The organism is Paraburkholderia sp. PREW-6R (genome assembly GCF_039621805.1).
Classification (GTDB): domain Bacteria; phylum Pseudomonadota; class Gammaproteobacteria; order Burkholderiales; family Burkholderiaceae; genus Paraburkholderia.
In genome coordinates this window covers 426,152-447,950 of record NZ_CP155075.1, presented here as the reverse complement: position 1 = coordinate 447,950, position 21,799 = coordinate 426,152, and the positions used below count along the sequence as shown (strand labels likewise).

At 61.4% G+C, this 21,799-nt stretch carries 22 protein-coding genes; 15 read left to right on the top strand and 7 right to left on the bottom strand.

What is annotated here, in order from left to right; all coding sequences use genetic code 11:
- Positions 1-39: 39 nt before the first annotated feature.
- The 4 genes from AAGS40_RS26590 to AAGS40_RS26575 all read left to right on the top strand — a co-directional run bounded on the left by AAGS40_RS26590 (position 40) and on the right by AAGS40_RS26575 (position 3,424).
- On the top strand, positions 40-630 hold the full coding sequence (locus AAGS40_RS26590) for an XRE family transcriptional regulator (protein WP_345817500.1): 591 nt from the start codon (positions 40-42) through the stop codon (positions 628-630).
- A complete protein-coding gene (locus AAGS40_RS26585; RefSeq protein ID WP_345817499.1) occupies positions 627-1,154 on the top strand; it encodes a GNAT family N-acetyltransferase in 528 nt (175 codons plus the stop codon). The genes AAGS40_RS26590 and AAGS40_RS26585 overlap by 4 nt, the downstream gene beginning before the upstream one ends.
- A 119-nt stretch (positions 1,155-1,273) precedes the next feature.
- Positions 1,274-2,635, top strand: a complete 1,362-nt coding sequence (locus AAGS40_RS26580) for an MmgE/PrpD family protein (RefSeq protein ID WP_345817498.1) — start codon at positions 1,274-1,276, stop codon at positions 2,633-2,635.
- Between the two features lie 81 nt (positions 2,636-2,716).
- A complete protein-coding gene (locus AAGS40_RS26575; protein WP_345817497.1) occupies positions 2,717-3,424 on the top strand; it encodes a GntR family transcriptional regulator in 708 nt (235 codons plus the stop codon).
- A 62-nt stretch (positions 3,425-3,486) separates the two neighbouring features.
- Here the strand turns inward: AAGS40_RS26575 and AAGS40_RS26570 are convergent, their stop codons facing one another.
- From AAGS40_RS26570 to AAGS40_RS26550, 5 genes are all read right to left on the bottom strand, one after another.
- Positions 3,487-4,938 carry an MmgE/PrpD family protein gene (locus tag AAGS40_RS26570; RefSeq protein ID WP_345817496.1) on the bottom strand — a complete coding sequence of 484 codons (1,452 nt, stop codon included), beginning with the start codon at positions 4,936-4,938 and terminating at the stop codon, positions 3,487-3,489.
- Positions 4,895-6,289 (bottom strand): MFS transporter, encoded by a 1,395-nt coding sequence (locus AAGS40_RS26565; protein ID WP_345817495.1) that lies wholly within the window; start codon positions 6,287-6,289, stop codon positions 4,895-4,897. The genes AAGS40_RS26570 and AAGS40_RS26565 overlap by 44 nt, the downstream gene beginning before the upstream one ends.
- A gap of 125 nt (positions 6,290-6,414) precedes the next feature.
- Positions 6,415-7,917: an MmgE/PrpD family protein gene (locus AAGS40_RS26560; protein ID WP_345817494.1), complete on the bottom strand. Its 1,503-nt coding sequence runs from the start codon at positions 7,915-7,917 to the stop codon at positions 6,415-6,417.
- 18 nt (positions 7,918-7,935) lie between these two features.
- On the bottom strand, positions 7,936-9,417 hold the full coding sequence (gene tcuA, locus AAGS40_RS26555; protein WP_345817493.1) for an FAD-dependent tricarballylate dehydrogenase TcuA: 1,482 nt from the start codon (positions 9,415-9,417) through the stop codon (positions 7,936-7,938).
- Positions 9,418-9,883: 466 nt separating this feature from the next.
- Positions 9,884-10,753, bottom strand: coding sequence for a helix-turn-helix domain-containing protein (locus tag AAGS40_RS26550; RefSeq protein WP_345817492.1), 870 nt, complete (start codon positions 10,751-10,753; stop codon positions 9,884-9,886).
- A 140-nt stretch (positions 10,754-10,893) separates the two neighbouring features.
- Here AAGS40_RS26550 and AAGS40_RS26545 point away from each other — a divergent pair, with 140 nt between their 5' ends.
- The 8 genes from AAGS40_RS26545 (at position 10,894) to AAGS40_RS26510 (ending at position 16,313) form a co-directional block, all read left to right on the top strand.
- Positions 10,894-11,673 (top strand): alpha/beta hydrolase, encoded by a 780-nt coding sequence (locus AAGS40_RS26545; protein ID WP_345817491.1) that lies wholly within the window; start codon positions 10,894-10,896, stop codon positions 11,671-11,673.
- Positions 11,670-12,476: a transporter substrate-binding domain-containing protein gene (locus AAGS40_RS26540; protein WP_345817490.1), complete on the top strand. Its 807-nt coding sequence runs from the start codon at positions 11,670-11,672 to the stop codon at positions 12,474-12,476. Before AAGS40_RS26545 ends, AAGS40_RS26540 begins: the two co-directional genes overlap by 4 nt.
- A 105-nt stretch (positions 12,477-12,581) precedes the next feature.
- Positions 12,582-13,310, top strand: coding sequence for an amino acid ABC transporter permease (locus AAGS40_RS26535; RefSeq protein ID WP_345817489.1), 729 nt, complete (start codon positions 12,582-12,584; stop codon positions 13,308-13,310).
- Positions 13,311-13,313: 3 nt separating this feature from the next.
- Entirely contained in the window at positions 13,314-13,970 is a 657-nt protein-coding gene (locus tag AAGS40_RS26530; protein ID WP_345817488.1) for an amino acid ABC transporter permease, read from the top strand.
- Positions 13,951-14,685: an amino acid ABC transporter ATP-binding protein gene (locus AAGS40_RS26525; RefSeq protein WP_345817487.1), complete on the top strand. Its 735-nt coding sequence runs from the start codon at positions 13,951-13,953 to the stop codon at positions 14,683-14,685. Before AAGS40_RS26530 ends, AAGS40_RS26525 begins: the two co-directional genes overlap by 20 nt.
- 9 nt (positions 14,686-14,694) lie before the next feature.
- Positions 14,695-15,606 carry a M28 family peptidase gene (locus AAGS40_RS26520; protein ID WP_345817486.1) on the top strand — a complete coding sequence of 304 codons (912 nt, stop codon included), beginning with the start codon at positions 14,695-14,697 and terminating at the stop codon, positions 15,604-15,606.
- On the top strand, positions 15,606-15,950 hold the full coding sequence (locus AAGS40_RS26515; protein ID WP_345817485.1) for a M20/M25/M40 family metallo-hydrolase: 345 nt from the start codon (positions 15,606-15,608) through the stop codon (positions 15,948-15,950). Before AAGS40_RS26520 ends, AAGS40_RS26515 begins: the two co-directional genes overlap by 1 nt.
- A gap of 39 nt (positions 15,951-15,989) precedes the next feature.
- Positions 15,990-16,313 carry a hypothetical protein gene (locus AAGS40_RS26510; RefSeq protein WP_345817484.1) on the top strand — a complete coding sequence of 108 codons (324 nt, stop codon included), beginning with the start codon at positions 15,990-15,992 and terminating at the stop codon, positions 16,311-16,313.
- A 112-nt stretch (positions 16,314-16,425) separates the two neighbouring features.
- Here the strand turns inward: AAGS40_RS26510 and AAGS40_RS26505 are convergent, their stop codons facing one another.
- Both AAGS40_RS26505 and AAGS40_RS26500 read right to left on the bottom strand, forming a co-directional pair.
- On the bottom strand, positions 16,426-17,268 hold the full coding sequence (locus AAGS40_RS26505) for an amidohydrolase family protein (RefSeq protein ID WP_345817483.1): 843 nt from the start codon (positions 17,266-17,268) through the stop codon (positions 16,426-16,428).
- Between the two features lie 69 nt (positions 17,269-17,337).
- On the bottom strand, positions 17,338-18,015 hold the full coding sequence (locus AAGS40_RS26500; RefSeq protein ID WP_345817482.1) for a GntR family transcriptional regulator: 678 nt from the start codon (positions 18,013-18,015) through the stop codon (positions 17,338-17,340).
- Between the two features lie 252 nt (positions 18,016-18,267).
- On the opposite strand from AAGS40_RS26500, the gene AAGS40_RS26495 reads away from it, so the two are divergent.
- The 3 genes from AAGS40_RS26495 (at position 18,268) to AAGS40_RS26485 (ending at position 21,656) form a co-directional block, all read left to right on the top strand.
- Entirely contained in the window at positions 18,268-19,146 is an 879-nt protein-coding gene (locus AAGS40_RS26495; RefSeq protein ID WP_345817481.1) for a DUF1932 domain-containing protein, read from the top strand.
- A 79-nt stretch (positions 19,147-19,225) separates the two neighbouring features.
- On the top strand, positions 19,226-19,867 hold the full coding sequence (locus AAGS40_RS26490; protein WP_345817480.1) for a 4-carboxy-4-hydroxy-2-oxoadipate aldolase/oxaloacetate decarboxylase: 642 nt from the start codon (positions 19,226-19,228) through the stop codon (positions 19,865-19,867).
- 109 nt (positions 19,868-19,976) lie between these two features.
- Positions 19,977-21,656, top strand: a complete 1,680-nt coding sequence (locus AAGS40_RS26485) for an MFS transporter (protein WP_345817479.1) — start codon at positions 19,977-19,979, stop codon at positions 21,654-21,656.
- Positions 21,657-21,799: the final 143 nt, after the last annotated feature.

Here is a 21,799-nt window from a genome sequence, read left to right as displayed (position 1 = left end):
CCATTGTACTGGATTTTATTTTCCACTATGCTGGAAAGCATGGATATCAACCAGGTGATTGCACACCGTGTACGCGCACTTCGCAATGCTCACGGCTACTCGCTCGACGTGCTGGCCGAACACAGCAAAGTGAGCCGTTCCAACATCTCGCTCATTGAACGAGGTCAGAGCAGTCCTACGGCTACCGTGCTTCAGAAACTCGCTGCTGCCTTCGGGGTAACACTTGCCTCGCTGTTCGAAGAAGTAGACGTACCTGTCGCCAGGCCCTCGCCGATCGCGCGTGCCGCTGATCAAGTGCGATGGACTGATCCAGAGTCCGGATACGTGCGCCGCAATTTGTCGGCTGCAACGCGCTCGCCAATCCAGCTCGTTGAAGTGAGCTTTCCGGCTGGTCAACGTGTCGCTTATGAAACCTCGATGCGCGACACCGAGATCCATCAGCAGGTCTGGATCATAGAGGGCACCATGGAAATCACAGTCGGCGATCAATGCTGGAGCCTCGAGACCGGCGATTGCCTGTCGATGCGCCTCGATCGTCCGATCGTCTTTCGTAATCCTGCCTCCGCGCCGGCGCGCTACCTCGTCGCACTGGCCACCCTTCCCTCTACCCATTCCCGGAGAAATGCATGATCGACGACGTAACCATACGACGCATCGGTCCCAAGGAGGCTGCCGCCTACACGGAGGCCTTGGCCGATGTACTGGTCGATTGCGTTCAGGGCGGCGCTTCGGTCAGTTTCATGCTGCCGCTATCACATGAGAAAGCAGTGACTTTCTGGCGCGGCATTGCCGAGGGGGTGGCGCGCGGCGAGCGCGCAGTGCTGGTCGCCGAAGATCGCGATGGCCAGATTCTCGGTACCGTGCAGTTGATCCTGCTGCAGCCGGAAAACCAGCCACATCGCGCCGACGTTGCCAAAATGCTGGTGTCCCGCAAGAGCCGGCGGCGGGGCATTGCGCAACGCCTGATGGCAGCCGTCGAAGAAGTCGCGCGAGAGGAAGGCAAGACCGTGCTCGTGCTCGATACTGTTACGGGTGGAGATGCCGAGCGGCTCTATCAACGCTCGGGTTGGCAGCGCGTTGGAGTGGTGCCGAAATACGCCCTCATGCCGGATGGCGCGTTTTGCGGGACGACCTTCTACTTCAAGCATGTCTGATCAAGCGTAAATTACGCGTCGCGACCGCCTGCGCTGACCTTGATACGCATGTGCGTACGATCGTATACACTCGTACTCGAACGTTCACACAGTGCTCGAATCATTCAGCGGCGGCCACCATGACCAATCTTGCACAAGCATTGACCGAATGTCTTCTCACCTGGCAGGCCGACGACACGCCGTTGATCGAACGTAGCAGGTTGATCCTGCTCGATGGCCTGGCCGTCGCGGCGGCAGGCGCGACGGAGGCCGGCCCTTCTCTGATGGCAAGCCTCGCAAAAGACCAGCAGCTGAGCGAGGGTGCGTCGACGGTGATCGGTCACGGCTTTAGCGCACCAGCAGTGGTCGCGGCTCGCATCAACGGCATGTCGATGCACGTGCTCGACTTCGAACCGATGTGGAATCCGCCGAATCATGCGGTCTCGACGTTACTGCCTGCTCTGCTCGCGCTCGCCGAGCAACTCGAAAACGCCAATGGCGAACCACAAGGCGAAGCGCTGCTGAAAGCACTCGCAAGAGGTATCGAAGCGCAAGGCCGCCTGCGCGTCGCGTCTGGACAGATCGAACCCGCACAGCTGACGTTGCATCCACCCGGCGTGGTCGGGCCGCTCGCCGCGGCGCTCGCATGTGCGAGTTTGCTCGGTCTCGAGAGCGAGCGAGCCACGGCGGCGCTCAACATCGCGGCGTCGCGCAGCAGCGGCGTGCTCGCCAACATCGGCTCGCAGACAAAAGCGCTCCATTGCGGCGACGCCGACGCGCATGGACTGGAAGCTGCGCTACTGGCAGCACGCGGATTTACGGCAAGCCCGGACGCGCTGAGCGGCCCGCGCGGCTGGGGCCACGCCTATTTCGGCGACGGTTTCGACGGCGATTGTCTGCTCGCGCCCATCGGCCGTGGCCGGCTGCTCGAGCCTGGCCTTGCGTGGAAGCTCTTTCCTTCGCAGTTCGCGACACATTACGCCATTACAGCCGCCCTCGACGTGCGCGCACAGATCGAAGGATTCGTCGCCGACGAAATCGAACGCATTGAACTGCACGCACCGTCCATGCCTTATATCGACCGACCGCAACCACACACTGGTCTGGACGGAAAATTTTCGTGGCAATATGCGACCTGCGTCGCGCTGCTGGACGGACGCGTTACACCTCGTTCATTCAGCGACGCACGCCGGTTCGCGCCGGATGTCAGTGCACTGCTCGAACGCTTCACGCTCAATGCCGACAGCGCCGTGAGCGGCGCGCTCGACGCCATGCATGTCGACCTGGCGGTGCATCTCAAAAGCGGTCGACATGTGAAGGCACGCTGCGATGCGCCGCTCGGCAGCTGGCATCGTCCAGTGGAAGCAGAGGTCATCGTCGAAAAGGCGCGCGGCCTTCTGTACGATGCGCTCGACGAAAGTCGCGGCGAACGCGTGATGTCGCTCACGCTTCACCCGGAGGCACCGCTCGCCGTGCGCGGCCTGATGGACTGTCTGCGGTGAGCGCGCGGCCTATACTGATCAAAAGCCGCTGATTAACTGCGCCGTTTCAAATGCGATTCACGAAGACACGAGAGATTAGCCTTGACTGCCAAGCCCAACGTAACGATCGAAGAAGCCGATGTGGCGGCGGACCCCGGACAAGGATCGCTTGCGCAGTATGTCTACAACCAGTTGCGCCAGGAAATACGAAGCGGGCAATTGGGTTCTAACGAACGCTTACGCGAAGCGGATATTGCGCAGCGACTCGCCGTGAGCCGCACACCGGTGCGCGAAGCGCTCAAACGGCTCGAAGCGGAAGGCATGGTGCGCTTCGCGCCGCCGCGCGGATACGTGGTCGTGCAGTTGTCGCCAAAGCAGGTCATGGAACTGTACGCAATGCGCAAGGTGCTGGTCGGTGCGGCCGCGCGCTTCGCCGCCGAGCACGCTTCGGCAATCGAGATCCAGTCCATGCAGCAGATGCTCGTGCAACTCGAACGCGCGAAGGCGCCCGACGAAGTCGCCGCGCTCAACCGGCGGTTGCACGACATCATCATCGCGGCGGCCCATAACGAATATCTGTTCAAGACATCTAACGTATTGATCGACGCGCTCGCGCTGCTTGGCACGACCACCTATTCCATGCCGGGACGCATCAAAAGCGGACTCAAGGAGAACCGTGAAATCGTCGCGTGCATTGCGCGGCACGACGCGGATGCCGCGGAACGGACCGCGCAGGCGCATGTGGCGGCGGCCACCGAATTACGCTTGAAAATGATGTTCGGAGATAAAAGCGGGCTCGGCGTGATTTAACCGGGACAAGGCACCCGGCGCCATCGAATGCACGCGCCGGGTATTTCCGCCAAGTCAAATCGTCATTCTGCGCGCAGCAGTGACGTAACCGCCCTTACCGTACGTTGCCCAGGCGAGAGCAATACCTCGAGCAACGCCTCCACCCTGTCGTTCGGCAACACCAGTCCTGCCGTTCCGCGAAACTTTTGTACGATCTCTGTCTCGCCCAGCGCACGCTCGCCGCCTCCCAGATTGACGGGCACGTGCTCGCTGCGCTGCGTGCCATCACGCATTGTCAACGTCACGTGGCCTGAGAAATAGCGCGGAAAATCCGCACACGGATCGGCAGCGCACCGCACCTTTGACGCGAGCTTCAGAATCGCCGCGTCATGCAACGCTTCGTCTTCGAGTTCGGCGAGACCGAAACGCCCGCGGACAAGGCAAGTCGCCACCACGAAATGCGTGCTGAACTTTGCTTCGTAGTCGTTCCTAGGCAACCTCTTCGCGGCGGCCGGTTCGGCGACGATAGGCAGGGTCGGCTCGGGCAGCAGACAGACGATTTCTTCGATGTCGTCCACGTTTGTGTTCGCATCGTGCAGACGCAACGCGGCTTCAGCGCACCCATGAATGAAATGGCACACGGGGTACGGCTTGATCGCGGTGCCGATCAGCGTCCATTCGTCGCCGAGCTTCGCGCCGATAGACGGCACGTCGACATCGCCCGCGTGCTGCTGCAAGTGCGAATCGAACAGGCCAAAACGACCTTCATACGGACGCGACGGCCCCTTGAACCCTTGCGCGGCGAGATGCGCGGCCGTGATGCCCGCCAGCGCGCCCCAGCCCGGATGCAACCGCTTTGTCCACGCGCCCTCTTCGAGGAACACCTGCACGCCCGCCGCCGTGCTCGCCGCGATACCCTGAGCCGCAACAAGCTGCGCGACGTCGAGCCCCATCAGCTTCGCCGCCACGACCGCGGAACTGAAATGAGAGACGATCCCCGTTGCATGAAAACCCGTGTGATGGAAACCGCCCTTCACGGCAATGCCCAGGCGTATGCACGTTTCCATGCCCGCAACGTAGGCCGAGAGCAGTTCGTCCCACGACGCATCGAGCGCTTCGCCGATCGCCAGTGCAGCGGGCAGACACGCAACCGTAGGATGGACGATGGCGAGCGGATGCGTGTCGTCGAAATCGAGCCCGTGCATCAGGAAGCCGTTCGACAGCGCCGCATCACGCGGCGCGAGTTGCTGCGCGCCGCCAATCACGGTCGAAGCCCCCGGCGCGCCCGCCGCCGCGCATCCGCGCAACGCCGGTTCGGCAAACGGGAAGCGACGCGAAGCGAACGCAAGTCCAATGGCATCGACGATATGATGCGTCGCCTTGCGCCGAAGCTCATTCGGGATGGCAGCCGGCTCCAGTGAATGCGCGAACTCCGCGAGCGATCGTGCGGGAGAAATAACCTCGTTCGTCTCTGCCATTACATTGTCCCCTTCAGTGCTCGCCATGACGCAGTACGTGTCCGTCGAGTCGCTCATCCGCACTGTCCTCGTGCACCGGATTGAGCGTCTCCAGCCGGCGCCCCGTTGTCCGCGCGCCAAATAGCAACGTGACCGCCGAGGTCGCGAGCCACGCACCCGCGATGTACACGAAAACCCATACGTAACCGAAGTTCGTGAAGATGGCCGCCACAATGAATGAATTGCCGACGTTCGCAAGCCGTCCCATTCCGTACGCGAAGCCCGCGCCCGTATTGCGGATGTCGGTCGGATACTGCTCGGGCGTGTACGCATAGCACAGCGCAGCGAACGTCTGGATCAGCATGCCCACGAGAAAGCCGAACGACACGATCAGCGCCGGCTTGAAGCTCAAGCCGTACAGCAGGCCGAATACCGCGATTGCCGCCGCCGCGCCCGCAATGCTGAATTTGCGCTCGACGCGATCGGCGAGATACACCGCGATCAGCGCGCCCGGCACGGCACCGATGTTAATCAGTGTGATGTACGTCAGGCTATGAACGATGGTGATGCCGTGTTTGACGAGCAACGTGGGCACCCACGCCTGGAAGCCGTAGAAGCCCAACGTCTGGAAAATCCAGATGGCCCACAACGTCATGGTGCGGCCGATGTACTGGCCTTTGAACATCGACGTCCAATGCGCGCGTGCCTCGGCGGGACGCACGACGGCGAGCGCTTCGGGCAGCGGCCCAACGGATCTTTCGACTTCCGCTTCGATGGCCCGCAGCACGCGGTCGGCTTCGTCCGTGCGCCCCTGGCGCGCGAGCCAGCGCGGCGATTCGGGGAAATACCGGCTGAACGCGAGAAACACGATGCCGAGCGAGCCCCACACGAAAATCCAGCGCCAGCCGTCCGGCCCCGAGGGCACGACGAGCCTTGCAACCCAGCTCGTGATCGGAATGCCCGACAACGCTATCACCATCGCCCAGCTCTGCCACGTGCCGCGTGTTTTCGCCGGAAACAGCTCGGCGATGTACGCCATCACGACCGCCGTCGCCGACGAGATGCCGACGCCCGTCAGCACGCGTGTAATCATCAGCATCGGAATATCGGTCGCGAGCGCGTTGGCAAGCGAAAAAACCGAGTAGAACACCACGTAGATAATCAGCGCTTTTTTGCGTCCGATCTTGTCGGAGAGCATGCCGCCGAGCGTCGCGCCCACGAACATGCCGAAAAAGCCTGCCGACGTGAGCATCGCGATGCTCGAAATCTGCAGACCCCATTCCTTGACCAACGCCGGCGCAGCGTAGGAAAACGTGAAGATGTCGCTGATGTCGAAGAAAAACGGCAGGCTCACGAGCAGCAGCAAACGCTTATGAAAACGCGAGACGGGCAGACGGTCCACGCGAGCGGCAATGAGTTCGTCATTCATCGTATGTCTCCTGCGCGCCGCACACGCACCTGCTGCCACTTCCAGATAAGCGGAAAACGTTCAGCATGTCTGTCTCCATCCGTTGTTTTTTGCCCTGCTGGCGCTGACTGATTGATGCTGCCTGATCACGGCACCCAGCTGGTTTCCTCCGACGTGTTGCCCGACGGCGCCACGATGGTCGCAGGCGGCGACGCCATATGTTTGTTGCTGCTGTCGCGGCCCGGCGTTGCGCGCTTCGCGAAGAGCCGTGCCATGTTGCTGATATCGGGGACGTCCTCGAACGCTTCGAGCCGCTCGTAAAGCGAGAGCGCTTCCGACGAACCGATTGCCCGCTTGCTGCAATCGGAGAACTTCTCCCACATCTCGTCCGTCGACATGGGATTGTCGACGCCGCGTCCGACCAGGTTGTCGATGCGGCGCGACAGCACGCGTCCGTCGCGCAGCGTCAGCGTCACTTCCGCGCCGAACTGATGCTCCGCGTTCTCGGCCATGTCGGGATGCGCGTTCGTGCGCGTAATGGCAAGCAGGCGGCGCACGCGCGGATCGCGATGCGCGTCGCCCTCGAAATGCTCGAGCCGTACGACGCCATCCACCAGCGCCCGTGCGACCGCATATTGAACGGAGAACTTCGCGCCGAGAGGCGTCTGTGGATCAGGGTTGTCCGTATGCGGCAGACGGCGCTTGTGCGACTGGATGTGAATCGCCTCGATCTGTTCCGGCGTGACGTGCTCGTCATGCACGAGCGCGAGCGCCATGGCAATCGCGGGGTGCGTGCTGCCGCAGCAGGGAAACTGCTTGAGCCCCAACGAGGCACTTTCGATTTCGAGCGGCGCGCCCCAGTTCTCGAAGATGCGCGCGGCGTCGTAGTGGCCGGCACCGTTGAACGCATTGAAGAAACCCTGTTTGTGCTCGATGGCAGCGGTATTGGCCGTGTAACCGCGCTCTGCAAGCAGCACGGCCATCAGTCCGCTGCGGCATGTATGGCCGACGTGCAGAGGTTTGACCATCGTGCCGAAGTTCGCCTTTAAACCCGCTGCGAACGAGGCGGCAATCGCGAGCCCCACCGCGATGCGCTCGCCATCGAGCTTCAACAAATGGCTCGCTGCGGCCACCGTGCCGAAGATGCCGAGCGTGGCAGTCGGATGCCAGCCCTTGTCGTAGTGATGAAAATTCACGGCTCGCGCGACGCGTATTTCCGTCTCGATTCCAATCACATACGCGGCGATCACCGCGCGGCCCGACAGCTTGCGCTCCTCGGCAAGCGCGAGGAGCGGCGCGACGAGCGGCACCGATTGATGGCCGCCCATTGGCTGGCTGAAGTCGTCGTAGTCGAGCGCGTGCGATGCCGTGCCGTTGAGCAACGCCGCCTCGAGCGCCGACGTTCGCACGTTGGTGCCGAACACCGTGCAGGCGCCGGGCGCCTGCGCGATACCTGGCGTGTCGAGCAAAATCCGCACACAGGCTTCGGCGGAACCGGCAAGCGTTACGCCGACCGTGTCGATGATCGCCGTGCGCGCCGCATCGAGCGCGCGGGGCGTCACGTTCTTTGAATCGAATGCGGCGATGCGTTGCGCAAGCCGCCTCGCGACGGACCATTCGCGCTCATTTTCAGGTTGTGGCTGAGTCATGTTGCCTGTGTCCTCCACTTAAGCGCGCGCGGCCGTGCGGCCCGCGATACGCCCGAAGGTCGCGCCCGATACTAGTCCGGTGCCTGCTGGGTAGTTGTCGTAGAAGAGTCCGCCGACCATTTCGCCGCAAGCAGTGAGACCGGGAATCGGACGCCAGTCGGTGCCGATCACGCGTGCTTCCTCGTCTACCTTGACTCCGCCGAACGTGAAGGTGATGCCGCCCGTCGCCGAATACGCGTAATACGGCGGCTTGTTCAGTTTCAACGCCCAATTCGTTTTTTCCGGCGTGAGACCGTGGGTAGACAGACCGTCCTTGCCGGTTGGGTCGAAACCGTCCGACGCGTCATGCGCAACCTCGTTGTACTCGCGCAGAGTCTGGATCGCGCGCGGTTTGTCGTCGATATCGAGCTGCTCGATCAGCGCTTCGAGCGTGTCGGCTGTCAGCGGGTCGCTCGTCGAATAGCGCGGTTCCAGCAGATGCACCGTCTGCGAGTCGAATAGCTGGTACGCCTTTGCGCCTGGTTCCGCGAGAATGGCGCGGCCGTATTTGGCGTACGTGAACATCGCGCCGTCTTCGCCTTCGTCGACGAAACGCTTGCCCTTGCGGTTGATCATTACGCCATACAGGTAGCTCAGACGATTGCTGCGATCCGTCATTTCGCGCGGCGCGAAGTTACCCCAGTCCGCACTGATGGGCGTCGCGTGACAGCCGCTCCACTGACCCCACGGCATCGCGCCGATCGCCATCGCCATCCGCAGGCCGTCGCCCTGATTGTGGGGCGTGCCGCGCACTTTCGCGCCACCGACCAGGGGTCCGATATGTTGCGTGCGCATCTGCACGTTTGCCTCGAAGCCGCCGCAGCCGAGTATCACCGAGTGCGCCCCCAGTTCATGGATGCCCTCGTCGTCGCGGATGCGCACGCCGCACACGCGGCCGCTATCGTCCTGAAGGATCGCCGTGACCGACGCGCCGTAACGCACCTCGACCCCCATCTTCTCGACCGTCGCGAACCAGCCGCGCGACAAACCGACACCCTCGTGCTCGGCTCGCACCACGAGGCCGCGCGCCCAGATGATCTGATTGCCCTTGCGCACGCCCGTCAGACTGACGGCCGGCTCCATCTTGATCTGACCGGTTTCGTGCATCCAGAACACGGTGTCTTTCGAGTTGTCGACCAGCACGTGCGACAGCACAGGATCGGTCTGGCCGCTCGTCACGCGCATCAGATCGCCGTGAAAATCGTCGCGGGTGTACGGCTGGATGCCTTCATAGAAATCCTCGAATTCTTTCTCGACACCGGGCAGCAACGGCCCGATCTCGCGAGGATCGTCGAACGCAAAGCGCAACACGCCGCCGCTCCAGTGCGTGTTGCCGCCGCGCATTGCGCGCGGCGCCTTTTCCAGCACGACAACGCGTTGCGCGCCGTTCTCACGCGCGGACACAGCCGCGGCCAGCGCAGCATTGCCCGCGCCCACGACGATCACATCATAGTCAACCATTCCGAAGCTCCCGTTGTTCAAAGGTTGCCGGATGTCGCGCTCGCGATGCTTTCACATCAATCCGGTTTGCTTCGATTCAGAGTACTTCGGTATACACAAGTATTCTAATCAGTACATTCCCTGGCCAATGCCGGCTCGCCACCCGTACTTCGTGCCTGAGTCATTCGTCGCTTTACACGCAGATCATGGATATGCCGCACGGCACACTGGACGGCCGTGGAGCGAAGGAAAGTTGTGGAAAAAAACAAAGTGAAGGGTCGACATCCGTTTCTGCGTAGGTCGCACGATAGTTTCGTGACGCAGATTGACCGGAAGCTTCTGTTCGATGACGCGTGCGCGCCTGCCACGCGGCCGCGAGTGACCGGTTGCGTTCTTCTTTGCCAGCGCAAAAGCATGCCTGCCCTGTGATTGTGGAAAGGCCGCGTCGTCCAGAATCGCAGATCAACCGCGCGCGTTTGCGCGCACGTCAGTCCGAATACTTTTTGATCAGCCTGCGCAGCTCGTGCTCCGCCTGCGCGCCTTTCAGCGACGCCTGCCACAACGTGTTCGTCAGATGATCGTGCTTGGCGAGCGCTTCCGGATCTTCCGTAATGGTGCCCACGCCGTAGCGCAGGTTGGTCGGCTGGCCGATCCTGAACGGACTGTTGACGAGGTAACGGCGTCCGCCAGCATGAATGATCTGGTAGCCAGACGTCGGCAACGGTTGGGTGGTCAGGCCGATCTGCACGTGCATGGGCGGTGACGCGATCAGGTCCGCCATGTGGGCAATTTCGCGCGCGGCTTCGCGCCGCAATTCCGCACGTTCCGCGTAGGGTTTGTCGGCCGTGACCGCGAGCCCGTTTGCCAGATAACGTTCCACGCTGCTGAGCGGCACGATGTTCACCATCGCCGGTTGCCGGAACCGGAAGATTGCCTTGCGCCGCTCCAGCACCTGCAAGAGTCGTTTGCCTTCGGCGGGCGTGAGCGGTTCGATATCTTGCGGATCGTGCAGGCTGCGCGCAAGTGAGCGGTCATAGCCCGGCGAACTCAGCACGTAGATTAGCGGACCGAACACCACCGACACACGCTCCGCTTTTTCCTCGAGACTCGCCACCCGCTCGAAGAACCGGAAACCGTCCGTCAGATACTCCGCGCCGAGACCGAGCAGCGTGCTCGGCGACATACCGTACACGCGTGCGAATTTCTCCAACGTTTCGAGTTTGACGATGTTGCCGGACTTGTAGCGGTGCAACAGCGCGCGCGAGACGCCGATTGCTTCGGCCACCTCGTCGGCGGTCATTTTCATTTGCTGGCGATGCCATTTGAGGCGTTCGCCAATAGCGCGGAAAGTCTCCATTCGATAACCCGTACTGGTGCTGAGCGGACCCGTGACTCAAAAAAGTTACATTGCCCATAAATTTGCGTCAAATAACAAAAATGAGCGTTGGCGCGCCAGTTTTGCCGCCGGATACTCGCCTCATCCAACAAGGAGCAATCATGCCCATCATCAGACTTGACGGTGCGCGAGTTCACTACACCGACAGCGGCGGCAACGGACGCCCGGTGATCTTCCTGCACGGCGGCTTCGGCAGCTCGTCCGAACTCTGGCAACGCACGGTCGACGCGCTTCCGCCCGGCTTCCGCGGCCTTGCGATCGACAACTTCCTGCGCTCGGACGCACCGCCCGACGGCTTCACGATCGAGGCACTCGCGCGACGCGTGGCTGCCTTCATCGACCGGCTCGAACTGGACAAGCCGATTGTCGTCGGCCATTCGATGGGCGGCGTCGTCACGCAGATGACCGCAGTGCGCTATCAGGACAAGCTCGGCGGCATCGTGCTGGTCTGCACCGGACCTTCGATGACCAATCACGCGCTCGGTCGTGCGCTCCTCGCGCAACTCGAAGTGGAAGGCATCGACACCATGCGCGAAATCAGCGCGCACTGGTTCCGAGAATTGCCGCAGCCGTTTTTCGACGGCTACGTGGAGCGTGCGAAGGCCGCGCCGCTGTCGGCGATGATCGACATTCAGTCGTCACTCATTGAAACCGACATGCGTCCGCATCTGCCGGGCGTGAAGCTGCCGGCGCTCGTGGTGTGGGGCGCGCACGACGCCGGCCGCACGATGGAACACATGCAGCGTCTGCTTGACGGTCTGTCCAACAGTACGCTTGCCGCAATGACCGACAGCGGCCACTCGCCGATGCTGGAAACCCCCGCCGCGTTCGATGAAGCTTTCCACGCCTTCTTGAAGTCCATTCCGGAGTCCGCACGATGAGCCCTTTCACTACGTTCAGGCGCCGCATGAGCGCGGCATTGCTGTCGATCGCGGGCATCGTTGCAGTACTCGGCCATGCGTCGATCGCGCAGGCCGATACACTGGAGAACGTCAGGAAAGCAGGCGTGATCCGCGTGGCGGTACCGCAGGATTACGCACCGTTCGGCTCGGTCGGCAGCGACATGCAATTGCACGGCTACGATGTCGAAGTTGCGAAGCTGACTGCCGCCGGACTGCACGTGAAACTGCAGATCGTGCCGGTCACAATGGCCAACAAGATCCCTTACCTGGTCACGAACAAGGTGGATCTCGTACTCAATCTCGGCAAGAACCCGCAGCGCGCCGAGGTGATCGACTTCACCGCGCCCTACGCGCCGTACTACACAGCCGTATTCGGTCCGCAAGCGGAAGCGCTGCCGGATGTCGGCGCGTTGATCGGCAAGAAGATCGGCGTGGTGACGGGCTCGCAGGAAGATCTGTTCATCACGAAAAATGCCCCGCCGGGCACGCTGTTTTCCCGCTATCAGGACAACAGTTCGGCGGTGGCGGGCTTCCTGTCCGGGCAGACCGACTTTCTCGCGACAGGAAATATCGTCGGCGCGAAGCTGCTGGCGGACAATCCGCAGAAGCATTTCGCGCAGAAGCTGCTGCTGATGAATTCGCCGGTATGCGCAGCGGTGCGCAAGGGCGATGCGCCGATGCTCGAAGCGGTCAACGCCATCTTCGCTGCGCAGAAGTCAAGCGGCCAGCTCGACGCGCTATCGCGCCAGTGGCTCAAGCAGCCACTCGACATGAAACCCTGACCCGCATGCGCGTCTGAACCCGCCGGGATGCGCCGTCTCCTGCGAAGCACGGGTGGAGACGGTAAAGCGCCCGACTACTGTGTCCGCTTCCGGATGGATTCGATCATGTCCTATCAATTCGACTTCGGCGCCATTGCGTCGTATCTGCCCCTGCTCGTCCAGGGCATGGCGATGACGCTGGCCATCAGCGTCGCGGGCGGTCTGGGCGGCTTCCTGCTGAGCATCGCCGGCGCCTGGGTTCATGTGGAAGGCTCGCCTTTGGCGCGCAGGATCACGCGCGTGTATGTCGAAGTGTTTCGCAACACGCCTTTTCTGATTCAACTGTTCTTCATTTTTTTCGGCTTGCCGCAACTGCATGTGAAGCTGAACGTGATCGAAGCCTCACTGCTCGCGGTGACCGTGAACTTTGGCGCATACGGCACCGAGATTCTGCGCAGCGCAATCGCCGCGTCGCCGCGCGGCCAGCACGAGGCGGCCGCGAGTCTCGCCATGACGCGCTTACAGTCCTTCCGTTATGTGCTGCTGCGGCCGGCGTTGCAGAAGATATGGCCCGCTTTGACCAGCCAGTTCATCATCATGATGCTGACTACCTCGGTGTGCTCGCAGATCACGTTGAACGAAATCACTCACGTGGCTGACTTTATCCAGGGCCGCACGTTCCGCTCGTTCGAGACGTACATCACCGCCACGGTGACTTATCTGCTGCTCGCGATTGCGCTGCGTTACGGCGCTCGCGCAATCGGCAAACACTTCGTGACGGCCCGCAGCACCCCGCGCGTCACCGCGCAGTCGCCGAGCCGCATCGCGGCGCGCACAACGAGTCCGGCGAGGTAATGCGTGATGGACTTCACCGTATGGGACATGCTGCACGGGCTGCTCGCGTCGCTGCGCTGGACCGTGGCGCTTTCTTGCGTCGCGTTTTCCTGCGGCGGTGCGCTGGGGCTCGCCGTCATGTGGCTGCGCCTGTCGCCCGCGCGCACCATGCGCAGCGCAGCGGCGGCATTCATCGAACTGTTTCAGGGCACGCCGCTGCTGATGCAACTGTTCATCGTGTTCTTCGGCCTTGCATTGTTCGGCTTTGACGTACCTGCCTGGCTCGCGGCGGGCGCCGCGCTCTCACTCTGGTCGGCGGCGTTTCTCGCTGAAATCTGGCGCGGCTGTATCGAAGCCGTACCGCGCGGACAGTGGGAGTCGTCGGCGTCGCTTGCGATGACGCGTGTGCAGCAGTACCGCTACATCGTGCTGCCACAGGCGTGCCGCCTCGCGGTGGCGCCGACGGTCGGCTTCTGCGTGCAAATCGTCAAGAACACCTCGGTCACGTCGATTATCGGCTTCGTCGAACTCACCAAAGCGGGAACGATGATCAGCAACACCACTTTCAGACCGCTCGAAACCTTCGGCCTCGTCGCGCTGCTGTACTTCCTGCTTTGCTGGCCTCTTTCGGCGCTTAGCCGTCATCTGGAGAACCATTTCAATGCCCCTTATCGCAATTGACCAGGTCACAAAGCGCTTCGGCGGAAACGAAGTCCTCAAGGGCATCAACCTGAAAATTGACCCGGGCGAAGTTATCTCGCTGATCGGCAGAAGCGGCTCGGGCAAAAGCACGCTCCTGCGCTGCATCAACGGCCTGGAAACGATCGACGGCGGCACGATCGACGTGGCAGGCACACGACTCTCTGCGGATGCGGCGGCGCTGCGGCAACTGCGGCTGGAGGTTGGCATGATCTTCCAGCAGTTCAACCTGTTTCCACATCTCACCATTGGCCGCAACGTCATGCTGGCGCCTACCATCGTGCTCGGCATGAATTGCACCGAAGCGCGCCGCCAGGCTGCACTCCAACTCGAACGCGTGGGACTGGGCGCGAAATTCGACGCGTACCCCGACCAGCTCTCCGGCGGACAGCAGCAGCGTGTGGCGATTGCGCGCGCGCTGTGCATGTCGCCCAAGGCGCTGTTGTGCGACGAGATTACATCCGCGCTCGATCCGGAACTCGTGCAGGAAGTGCTCGCCGTGATGAAGGAACTCGCGACGGGCGGGATGACGCTCGTCATGGTGACGCACGAGATGCGCTTCGCGCGGGAAGTCTGCGATCGCGTGGTGTTTCTGCATCAAGGGCGCATTCACGAGAGCGGTTCGCCCGACACGCTGTTCGACAATCCACAGACCGACGAGTTACGCCAGTTCCTTGCGGCGGCGCATCACGCGTAGGGCATTTCCATGAAAGCATCCGACCACTACGCCCGAATTGCGCAACATCTCTTCGATACCGTGCGCACGGCTACGGCCGGTCGTCGTGGCGTGACGCGCGACTCATACGGCGCAGGCGAAAGCCTTGCGATCGACGCACTGACAGCATTTGCTCACGTTCAGGGCTTCGCGACGCAGGTGGATCGCGCGGGCAACGTGATGTTCGCATTACCCGACGACACCCGTGGCCAGCCGCTGCTGTGCGGATCGCATCTGGACTCGGTGCCGGAAGGCGGCAATTTCGACGGCCTTGCAGGCGTCGTCGCGGGCCTGCTGTGCCTCATGAGGCAACGTGACGAAGGGCGGCGCGGCGCGCATCCGCTGCGCGTGCTTGCGCTGCGCGGCGAGGAAAGCGCATGGTTCGGCAAGGCGTACATCGGGTCGAGCGCCCTCTTCGGGCGCCTGCCGCCCGCGCTGCTCGACGCACGGCACCGCTCGAACGGCGCAACGCTTGCAACGTGCATGCGAGACGTCGGCGCCGACGTGGATGCGATCGCGGCAGGCGAAGTTCTGCTAGACGCGAGCGACGTCGCAGGCTACATCGAGTTGCATATCGAGCAGGGCGCGCAGCTCGACGACGCGCGGCAGTCCGTCGCTATCGTGCCGTCGATCCGCGGCAATGTGCGTTACCGCAATGTGCGCTGCATTGGCGAACCGGGGCATTCGGGCGCGGTGCCGCGTGAGCGCCGGCACGATGCCGTCTTCGCAGCCGCCCACGTGGTCGGCGTGCTCGACGAATACTGGAAAGCGGAACTTGCTGCCGGCGCGGACCTCGTCATCACCTGCGGCGTGTTCGGTACACGCGCGGAGGAACATGCCATCTCACGCATTCCGGGCGAAGTCGATTCAGCTTCGAAGCACGCAGCGCCGACCGGCAGGTAATGACACGCGTACTCGACCTGTTCGAGCGCACGCTTGCGGATACCGCGGGCTCGCACGGTGTGCGATTCGACACGGGCGCGCTGCTGCAGACGGCGCCCGCCGCGATGGACCCAGGCTGGATCGCGCTGCTGGAACAGAAGGCGCGTTCGTTGAACCTGCCCGCTTCACTTCTGCCGAGCGGCGCGGGCCACGACGCCGCCATGTTCGCCGAAGCCGGCATTCGCAGCGCGATGATTTTCGTGCGTAATCAGAACGGTTCGCACAATCCCGACGAGGCCATGCGCCTCGCCGACTTTATCGACGGCGTCGAGTTGCTATATGAAAGCATCGACGCCTTTGTCTGACACACGCGATGTGCGGCAATTTACTTTCTGGAGAACACAATGAATCTCGAGCTGGCGGCAGCATCGCTTTCGCGACGCGGTTTGGGTCTGGCCGATATCAGGCAGTTCGCACTGCAATGCCGCAACGGCGCGAGCCGGGCGGGAGGTGATGCGGCTGCCCTGGTTCTGCTCGCAGAGAAGGCGTCCGCTTTTTTTGAGCGGCACGAGGGTATTGCGATGACCAATGAATCGCTTCACGACTTTATCCACGTGCTCGCCGACGACGTAACGAAACTTCGCGTCGCCGCGCAGCAGGGCGATGCTGCATTGATCGAAGCGTTGAACGCTTTCGCGTTGGCATTCTCCCAGGAGATGATGATCTGACGCCACGAAAGTTGCGCTGCCGAGTCGGGTTGAGCCGGCGAGTCAGCCTGACGGGGCGCTGCTGTGGCAAGCAACACAGTGATGACGGATAACGTAGCCCGAGTTATCTCGCTCAAAACCGGTATAAAGAGGTCGCATTACTCACGAACACGGACTGCCGCAGCCTGGACGTGGGCAGTTGCTCAACCAGCCAATCGAGCATTGCCGCGTCGTCCGGCTTTTCTTTTTCAGTCGCGTGGGGCCAGTCGGAGCCCCATACGAGCCGTTCAGGGAATCTTTGAGTCAAAAACGCGAGGCTTCTGGCCAGGTCGGAATACGGCGGGTGTTCGGCCTGACTCGACAGGTAGGGCGCAGACAGTTTGAGCCATACACGTCCCGAGTCCATCAGCTTCGCCAGGCAATCCGTCGCCGCACTGGCAATGCGGGGAACATGGTGAAGCCGCGCGTAATGGTCGAGTACAACAGGAACACTCAGGCTCGACAGCACATCCGAATGATCGATGAGTTGCTGAGGGGTCAGGTGAAGCTGGACATGCCAGTCGAAATGCGCAATTCGATGCGCGAGCGACCGAAGCATCGTGAGCGATGTGGCGCCTGCCTGAACCTGATTGAAACGGATTCCAACGACTCCATCGTCATTCAGTGCATGGAGCTCGCGGTCGGAGACCCGGTCATTGACCACAGCGATGCCGCGCGTGGTTGCGCGGTTCTCGCAAAGCACCGATGCCATAAGGCTGTTGTCGGTTCCGTACGTCGACGGCTGCACAAGAACATGGCGGGTAGTTCCCAGCCTCTCCTGCAGCTTCCGGTAGTCGTCTATCGTCGCAGTCGGCGGCGTGAGTACGGCTCCAGCGACCGGCGGACACTGGTCGTCGAACACGTGCATGTGGCAGTCGCACGTCTGGTCCGGCAGTAAGGCAACGGGGCGGCTCGTGCCGGTGGAAAATGGCGTCATGCGATCTCGCGAAAAATGTTTTTTCTTTGTATTTGGAGTCTAAGCGGCGGCCAATGGCCGGCTCGCGCGCTATGCGGCGTCCGCGTCTCTCGCAGCCGTGTCGGACACAACGGTGGAGTCGATGCGTTCTTTCATGAACCGGCGATACGACAGGCGAATGTGCGATTCCATCAGGTTGCAGGCCAGCTGGCCGTCATGAGTTTGCACAGCGTAGGCAATGTCCTCGTGCTGCTGGAGGCTGCGCGCAAAGTCGGGTGCCGAATAAAGGAAAAACGAACGGGTGATGACCGGCATGTCGATGAGCGTGACGAGCATCGACTTCAGGCGTTGAGACTTGGCGCAGTCGAGCAGGTGCATGTGAAACGCCCGGTTGGCCGCCTGAATGCGTAACACAGCATCGTCGGAACGGCTTTTGATCGCATTGGCCATCTCGGCGTTGATCTGGTTTAGCCGGGTGATGTCGCTATCGGTCGCGTGCTCGGCCGCCAGCTTGGCGGCGTGGGGCTCCAGCAGCGCGCGAAGGCTGAACATTTCCTCGATGTCCCAGCGGGTCCAACCTGCAACGAAAACCCCGCGATTGGCCTCGACCGACACGAGCTTGTCGTCAGAAAGCTTCTTCAGTGCCGCCCGTACCGGCGTGCGACTCATGCCGAGCTCTTCAGCCAGGTGTTCCTCTTTGAGCTGTGTGCCAGGCTCATACTGGCCGGACAGGATGCGCTTTCGCATCGTGTCATAGGCGAATTCCATTCCTTTCTTCATTTCGTGATGCTCGCTGATGGCAGTTTGTTTGCCGACGCATGGACGGCGGGAACGACTTTCGTTGGACGCCCTGTCTCCATGTCAAAGCATTCTACACGAGCATTGTTTTTCTATTGTCCCGAGACAACTCACCGCGCCGCGCAAAACGTCCTAATTTAGGGGTTTTCCCGCAATCAAGCAGGCCGCCCTTGTTCTGATTGTATTTTCTTTGTACTGTTAACCCTGTTCAAGGAGATGTCGATGAATATCGCGATTGTGGGGTTAGGTGAGGTTGGGCGGTGCTACGCGAACGCTCTGACAGGCGTATCGGGGACCCACCTGCTGCTATGCGAGCAGCGCGTCTCGGAATCGGCTGCGAGGCTCGCCGGTGAACTTGACCTGCCCATTCACGAGACAGTGGGTCCGTGGCTAGGCGACGCCGATTGGGTTTTCTCATGCGTTGTCGGCACGACATCGCTGGAGGTCGCTGAGAACTGCTTCAGGTACATGAAGAAAGGCGCGTCGTTTGCTGATTTCACGACGGCATCTCCGGATATGAAGCGTCAAGGCGCGAAGCGGGCGGATGCACGAGAAATGGCGTATGCAGATGTGGCCATCATGGGCGCCATTGCGCTGCTCGGCGCGCGTACGCCGTTGCTTTGCTCCGGCAATGGAGCGGCTGCGTTTGCCGCCATTCTGGCCGAAGCGTCTGGTGCGGCGCCGCGGGTCCTGCCGGACAGCCACGCGGGAGACGCAATGTCGTTGAAGATTCTCCGCAGCGTTTTCACCAAGGGCATGGAGGCTCTCGCAGTTGAGGTCCTGATGGCGGCAGAGCAGCAGGGACTACGCGGCGAACTCTACGAAGTACTGCAAGACGTCGACAAGGCGTCTTTGCCCCAATTTCTCGAGATGCTGGTGACCACCCACGTCATTCACGCCCGGCGCCGGTTACATGAGGTCGAAGAGGCGGAGCGCCAACTGGCGGCTATTGGCATCGTCTCGGACGTCCTTGACGGCGTGCAGCATCGCTTCGCCCGTACCGCGGACAAGCTGGATGTTTGTCCGCTTCCCACAGAAAAGCCCGCACTGGCAGATGCGCTGACCTGGCTCTCGGCGGACCTGGTAAAAGCCGCAGCTTAAGCGCAACCCAAACGCCTCGAATATCTCTGGCAGTCCGGCTGCCAGGCCCTCCCTCACCCCATTGTTCCTGGAGAAAGGCATGTCCGTTACGAGTGAACAGATTGAAGCTCTCAAGCGGCTCGGTACCGCAACGATTCACGAAGCGCAAGGCCAGAAAGGCGCAATCGACGGCGCGCTGCGCCCCATTGACCCATCCGTGCGACTCGCAGGCCGCGCGCTCACCGTGGACATTCGACCCAGCGACAACCTGGGCATTCACTATTCGCTGACCAAGGCAAAACCGGGTGATGTGCTTGTGGTCGATGCCAAAGGCTTCGTCGAGGCCGGTCCGTGGGGTGACCTGCTGACTCTCGCTGCGCAGAAACTCGGCATTGTCGGACTGGTCATCGACGGCTCTGTTCGTGACGCAAACACCATCATCGAGATGGGCTTTCCGACCTTCTCGCGCGGGCTTTCCATCAAAGGCACCAACAAGAACCAGCCGGCAAGGGTCAATGTCCCCGTCAGCATCGGCGGCGTGGTTGTGAATCCAGGCGACATCATCGTCGGCGACCGCGACGGGCTAGTCGTGGTAGCGCAGGACGAAGTTGAAGACGTCATTCGATTGAGCCGCGCTCGCGAAGACAAGGAAAACGGAATCCGCGAAGGCATCGCTTCCGGCAAGAGCATGGTCGAACTGCTTGGCCTCGCAGACAAGCTCGAAAAGCTAGGGATGGTCTGAAAGCCGCTCTTCCGACGCACGCCCCCACATAGTCGTCAGTGAAACGACCCCGCCGGAGCCCGTCGAAGTCACGGGCTGCGGCACCGGAACGAGATAGCAGGAGACTGAAATGCTTGCAATAAAATCCCAGACGTCATCGAGTGAACGAAGGAAGGTCATTCTCGCCTCCTCCCTCGGGACGATGTTCGAGTGGTACGACTTTTACCTGTACGGTTCGCTCTCCGCAATTATCGCGAAGCAGTTCTTCTCTGGCGTGAACTCGACTGCTGCTTTCATTTTTGCGCTGCTGGCATTCGCGGCGGGGTTCATCGTTCGTCCGTTCGGCTCGGTTGTGTTCGGAGTGATTGGCGACATCGCTGGAAGAAAGCGAACCTTTCTCGTCACGATCGTTCTGATGGGCCTACCGACTTTCATTGTCGGGTTGCTACCTTCGTACGCAACGCTCGGGATAGCATCGCCGATTCTCCTTATCCTGCTTCGACTGCTACAAGGCCTCGCTGTTGGGGGCGAGTATGGTGGCGCTGTCACCTACGTGGCGGAGCACTCGAGCAGTGAGAAGCGCGGGCTGCACACATCATGGATTCAGACGACGGGAACGCTGGGATTGCTCCTGTCTCTTTTCGTCATTCTGGGCGTGCGTTCGGGCGTGGGTGAGGATTCGTTCGGCGAATGGGGTTGGCGTCTTCCGTTCCTGTTCTCGGTTGTTCTGCTCGGCATCTCGCTGTGGATTCGCTTGAAGCTGAACGAGAGTCCGGAGTTCAAGCGGATGCAGGAAAAAGGCGAACAGTCGAAGTCTCCACTGCGCGACACGTTCGGCAACGCAAGAAACCGGAAGCTCGTGATTGCATCGCTGTTTGGATGCACAGCGGGTCTCGGCGTGGTGGCGTACACCGGTCAATTCTATATTCAGTTCTTTCTGCTTCAGGCGGTAAAGCTCGACGGAAAACTGACCAACGAGGTGCTGACCATCGCGCTGGTGCTATGTCTTCCTTTCTATTTACTGTGCGGCTGGCTGTCCGACCGTATTGGACGCAAACCGGTCATCCTGGCCGGCTGCGCCATCGCAGCGCTGACCTACTTCCCTATATACAAGGGAATCATGCACTATGCGAATCCGGCGCTGGAATACGCACAGACCAACTCGCCAGTAAAGCTGGAGACAAATCTTAGCGAGTGCAGCTTCCAGTTCAATCCCGTCGGCACAAGCACATTCAATAAACCATGTGACGTCGCAAAGGCAGCGCTCGCGAAAAATGCGGTGAGCTATACGGCGTCCCAGTCGAACAGTCCGTCCGCGGTGGTGACAGTCGGCGCGGAAACCGTCGAGCTAGGCAGCCTTCAGGGCCTCGGTCCGGCACAGGCCACGCAGCGTGTCAAGGTATTCACAGAAACGCTGGCTGCCGCGCTGGTACGGCATGGATACCCAAAAAGTGCAGACCCGGCCGCGGTCAACAAGCCGATGCTGATCCTGCTCATCATGATTCCGGTCATCTACCTGACCATGGTGTACAGCCCTGCCGCCGCGTGGCTGGTCGAACTGTTTCCTCCGCAGGTCCGCTACACCGCGACTTCGCTTCCCTACAATATCGGCAACGGCTGGTTCGGGGGCTTCATGCCGGCAACGGCGTTCGCCATGGTTGCCGCAACCGGCGACATTTACTTCGGGCTCTGGTATCCGACGATAGTTGCGGGCGCCGTCGCGGTAATCGGCTTCTTCTTTTTGCCCGAATCACGATTCACGAAACTCTCCGAACAGGTCGCAGGTGAACCAGTTCGCGTCGAAACATGATGCTTTGCCCGGACACCCGACAGTCGACGCACCGGCCGCGTTAAGCGTGTCTTCGGGCAAACAAACTAACGCTGAAAAGCCATTCAATCAGATCTGACGTACAGGCGCCATCCGGTAGTTGATGGCGCCGGTACCGGATGGAG